General features: G+C 72.7%; 5 protein-coding genes and 1 pseudogene. All 6 read left to right on the top strand.

Annotated elements, in window-relative coordinates; translation table 11 throughout:
* Positions 1-229 (top strand): annotated as a pseudogene (locus E4099_RS33785) (hypothetical protein); the annotation flags it as partial.
* A complete protein-coding gene (locus tag E4099_RS29515; protein ID WP_135342174.1) occupies positions 226-1188 on the top strand; it encodes a complex I subunit 1/NuoH family protein in 963 nt (320 codons plus the stop codon). The pseudogene E4099_RS33785 and the gene E4099_RS29515, both read left to right, overlap by 4 nt.
* On the top strand, positions 1188-1802 hold the full coding sequence (locus tag E4099_RS29510; protein WP_135342173.1) for a NuoI/complex I 23 kDa subunit family protein: 615 nt from the start codon (positions 1188-1190) through the stop codon (positions 1800-1802). The genes E4099_RS29515 and E4099_RS29510 overlap by 1 nt, the downstream gene beginning before the upstream one ends.
* The gene (locus tag E4099_RS29505) at positions 1799-2440 is read left to right on the top strand and encodes an NADH-quinone oxidoreductase subunit J family protein (RefSeq protein WP_135342172.1); all 642 of its coding nucleotides are present in this window, start codon (positions 1799-1801) and stop codon (positions 2438-2440) included. Before E4099_RS29510 ends, E4099_RS29505 begins: the two co-directional genes overlap by 4 nt.
* On the top strand, positions 2440-2805 hold the full coding sequence (gene nuoK / locus E4099_RS29500) for an NADH-quinone oxidoreductase subunit NuoK (RefSeq protein WP_135342171.1): 366 nt from the start codon (positions 2440-2442) through the stop codon (positions 2803-2805). Before E4099_RS29505 ends, nuoK begins: the two co-directional genes overlap by 1 nt.
* A partial coding sequence (locus E4099_RS29495; protein WP_135342170.1) for an NADH-quinone oxidoreductase subunit 5 family protein occupies positions 2802-4473 on the top strand: 1672 nt, incomplete at its 3' end. The genes nuoK and E4099_RS29495, both read left to right, overlap by 4 nt.

Here is a 4473-nt window from a genome sequence, read left to right as displayed (position 1 = left end):
GCCCGGCCCCCGCCCGGAACCGGAACCCGAGTCCCCGACGCCGAGCGCCGAGCCCGGCCCCCGCCCGGAACCGGAACCGAAACCCGAGTCCCCGACGCCGAGCGCCGATGCCGCGGAGACCCCCGGCACCCCCGAGGACGAGGCCTCCGAGACCCCCGGCGCCGCCGACACTCCCGGAACCGGCGACACCCCCGACGATCCCCACGACCGCACTGGAGGCGACGCGTGAACGACGTCCTCGACGTCGCCCTGAGACTGCTCGCCGTCTTCCTGGTGTTCCTGGTGTTCCCGCTGCTGGTGGGGCAGACCGAGCACAAGGTCATGGCCCATATGCAAGGTCGCCTGGGCCCGATGTACGCGGGTGGCTTCCACGGCTGGGCGCAGCTGGTCGCGGACGGGGTGAAGTTCGCGCAGAAGGAGGACGTGGTGCCGGCCGGGGCCGACCGCCGCGTCTTCCAGCTGGCGCCCGCCGTGGCGCTGCTGCCGTACCTGCTGGTCCTGATCGTGATCCCGATCGGGCCGGGCAACGCGGTCGGGCGCTTCGTGGACGCCGGGATCTTCTTCGTGCTCGCCGTGATGGGCGTGGGCGTGCTCGGCGCGCTGATGGCGGGCTGGGCCTCGGCCAACAAGTTCTCACTGCTCGGCGGGTTGCGTACGGCCGCCCAGCTGATGTCCTACGAGCTGCCGATGCTGCTCACCGCGGCCTCGGTGGCGATGGCGGCCGGCACCGTCTCGCTGCCCGGCATCGTGGACGCCTTCGAGTGGTGGTGGGTGCCCTGGCAGATCGTCGGCGGGCTGGTGTTCTTCACCGCCGGGCTGGCCGAACTCCAGCGCCCGCCGTTCGACGCCCCGGTCGCCGACTCCGAGATCATCTTCGGCGCGTACACCGAGTACACCGGGCTGCGCTTCGCGATGTTCCTGCTCGCCGAGTACGCGGGGATCGTGGTGCTCTGCGCGCTGACCACCGTGCTGTTCCTCGGGGGCTGGCACGGCCCGTACGCCGACGGGCTCGGCTGGCTGTGGACCCTGCTGAAGACCGCCCTGCTCGCCTTCGTGGTGATCTGGCTGCGGGTGACCTATCCGCGGCTGCGCGAGGACCAGCTGCAGAAGTTCGCCTGGACCACCCTCATCCCGCTCGCACTGGCCCAGATCGCCCTCACCGGCATCGTCAAGGTGGTGATCTCCTGATGTCCCGTCCGTCCTCCGCCGCCGGCTCCGCGGGGAAGCCCGCCGGGCGCTTCACCATCCCCGGATCCGGGCTGGCCAAGGGCCTGGCCGTCACCCTGCGCACCATGACCCGCAAGACGCAGACCAGGCAGTACCCGGACGTCCAGCCCGAGCTTCCGCCGCGTACCCGCGGGGTGATCGGGCTGTTCGAGGAGAACTGCACGGTCTGCATGCTCTGCGCGCGCGAGTGCCCGGACTGGTGCATCTACATCGACTCGCACAAGGAGACGGTGCCGCCCGCCACGCCGGGAGGGCGCGAGCGCAGCCGCAACGTCCTGGACCGGTTCGCCATCGACTTCTCACTGTGCATGTACTGCGGGATCTGCGTCGAGGTCTGCCCGTTCGACGCGCTGTTCTGGTCGCCGGAGTTCGAGTACGCCGAAACAGACATCCGCGAACTCGTCCATGAGCGCGACAGGCTGCGGGAGTGGATGTGGACGGTGCCCGCACCGCCCGCGCTCGACCCGGCCGCGGAGGAGCCGAAGGAGATCGCCGCGGCCCGCAAGGCCGCCGACAAGCTGGCCGCCCAGGCCCAGGCCGAGCAGCCCGGACGACCCGGGGAGGGCGACGCGTGATCCTCGCCGCCGCACACCCCGGCTTCCTCTCGCCGACCGGGGTGGAGATCGCCTTCCTGCTGGTCGGCATCGCCACCCTCGGCGCGGCCGTCATCACCGTCACCACCCGGCAACTGGTGCACGCCGCGCTCTGGCTGGTGGTGGCGCTGGGCGGGTTGGCCGTGGAGTACCTGCTGCTCACCGCCGAGTTCATCGCCTGGGTCCAGGTGCTGATCTATGTGGGATCCGTGGTGGTCCTGCTGCTGTTCGGACTGATGCTGACCAGGGCGCCGATCGGACGCTCCCCGGACGCCGACTCCGGCAACCGCTGGACGGCGCTCGCGGTGGCCCTGGCCGCTGCCGCCGCCCTGGTCTGGGTGGTGGTGGACGCCTTCCGCACCACCTGGATCGACGTCCAGGGCGCCGTCCAGGGCACCACCGCGGTGACCGGCCAGAGCCTCTTCCGGCACTGGGTGCTGCCCTTCGAGGCGCTGTCGGTGCTGCTGCTGGCCGCGCTGGTCGGGGCGATCGTGCTGTCCCGCAGGCGCGGCACGGCCACCGAGTCCGACACCGACCCCCGCGCCCCCGGCACCGCCCGCGACCCGGGCGCCCCTCGCGACCCCGGCGCGCCCCGCCGAGCCGGCAAGGAGACGCGCTGATGCACCTCGCCTATCCGGCCGTCCTCGCCGTGCTGCTCTTCTGCGTCGGGCTGTACGGGGTACTCGCCCGCCGCAACGCGATCCTGGTGCTGATGTCGGTCGAGCTGATGCTCAACGCCGTCAACCTCAACCTGATCGCCTTCGACGTGTGGCTGCGCGACACCCTCCACGCGGGACAGGCGCTCACCCTGTTCGTCATCGCCGTCGCCGCCGCCGAGATCGGCATCGGCCTGGCCATCACGCTGCTGGTCTACCGCAGCCGCGGTACCGCGGACATCGACAAGCTCACCGACCTCGCCGAGCGGCCCGAGGCCGGTGCGGCCGACGGCGGCCCGGGCACGGAGAAGGCGGAGGCCGCCGCGTGACGATCACGACCACCGCCGTACTCGTCCCGCTGCTGCCGTTCCTCGGGGCCCTCGCGGGCCTGCTGCTGGGCCGCCGGGCCCCCGGCTTCACCCGCCCGCTGGCCGTGCTGCCCACCGCGACCGCCGCGGCGCTGGCCGTGGTGGTCGCCGTACGGCAGGGCGGCGGGACGCCGGTGGACTCCGCCACCCGCCTCACCGACACCGGCTCCGTCCCCATCGACCTGGCCCTGCACGTCGACGGCTTCGCCGCGCTGGTCGCGGTGCTGGTCGGGGTGGTGGCCACCGCCGTGCAGATCTACTCCACCGGCTATCTGCGCGAGGACCCGCGCTACCCCTCGTACGCCGCCATCGTCTCGCTGTTCACCTCCGCGATGCTGCTGGTCGTCTACTCCGACGACCTGATCGTGCTGCTGGTGGGCTGGGAGGTCATGGGCATCTGCTCGTACTTCCTGGTCGGCCACTACTGGGAGACCGCCGCCGCCCGGTCCGCCTCGCTGAAGGCGTTCCTGGTCACCAAGCTGGGCGACGTGCCGTTCCTGATCGGCGTCTTCGCGCTCGCCGCCGACGCCGGCACGTTCCGGATCAGCACCATCTACACCCGGCTGACCAGCTCCGCCGCGCACTTCCAGCTGGACCACCCCACCCTGATCGCGCTACTGCTGCTGGCCGGGGTGGCGGGGAAGTCCGCGCAGTTCCCGCTGCACACCTGGCTGCCCGACGCGATGGCCGGTCCCACCCCGGTCTCCGCGCTCATCCACGCCGCCACCATGGTCGCGGCCGGCGTCTACTTCGTCGCCCGGCTGCTGCCGGTCTTCACCGCCTCGGCCGCCGCGCTGGTGGTGATGGCCGTGATGGCGGCGATCACCATGATCGGGTCGGCGCTGGCCGCCCTCGCCCAGGACGACATCAAGCGGGTGCTGGCCTACTCGACCATCGGCCAGCTCGGCTACATGACCGGGGCGCTGGCCGTGGGCGACCGCGGCGCCGCGGTCTTCCACCTGATCAGCCATGGCGCGTTCAAGGCGCTGCTGTTCCTGGCGGCGGGCGTGATCATCCACGCGGTCGGCACCAACTCGCTGGCCGCGATGGGACGCATGGGGGATGTCGCCAAACGGGCCCCGGACGCCTACTGGACGCTGACCATCGGCCTGCTGGCGCTGGTCGCCATCCCGCCGTTCAGCGGCTTCTTCTCCAAGGAGGCCGTGCTGGGCGCCGCCGAGCACGCCGCGCTCGGCCACGAGTCCGGGGTGCCGGCCGGGGTCGGCTGGACCGTCCTGGTCGCCGGCCTGGCCACCGCCGTGCTCACCGCCGGATACGCGGCCCGGCTGTGGCTGCTGGTCGGGGCGCCCGGGCGGACCGGCCGGGCGCGGATGTCCGCCGACGCCGTCCCCGCCGCGCAGACCGCCCACCCGGCCCGGATCCCGACCGTGATGAACGTCGTGCTGTGGGTGCTCGCCGTCCCTGCCCTCGCCGCCGGTCTGCTCTTCGGGGAGCTCCCCGACTGGTTCGACGGCCGCTCGCTCGGTCCGACCCTCACCACCTCCCTCCTCACCACCGGCCTGGCCCTGGCCGGCGCCCTGGCCGCCTACGCGGCCTGGCGGCACACCGCCGCGCTGGCCGCCCGCACCCCACTGGACGCCCTGGTGGCCCACCCGGGCACCGCCCCCG

It is taken from the genome of Streptomyces palmae (assembly GCF_004684805.1).
Classification (GTDB): domain Bacteria; phylum Actinomycetota; class Actinomycetes; order Streptomycetales; family Streptomycetaceae; genus Streptomyces; species Streptomyces palmae.
The sequence above is the reverse complement of the archived record's forward strand: the minus strand, read 5'-3'. Positions and strand labels throughout refer to the sequence as shown.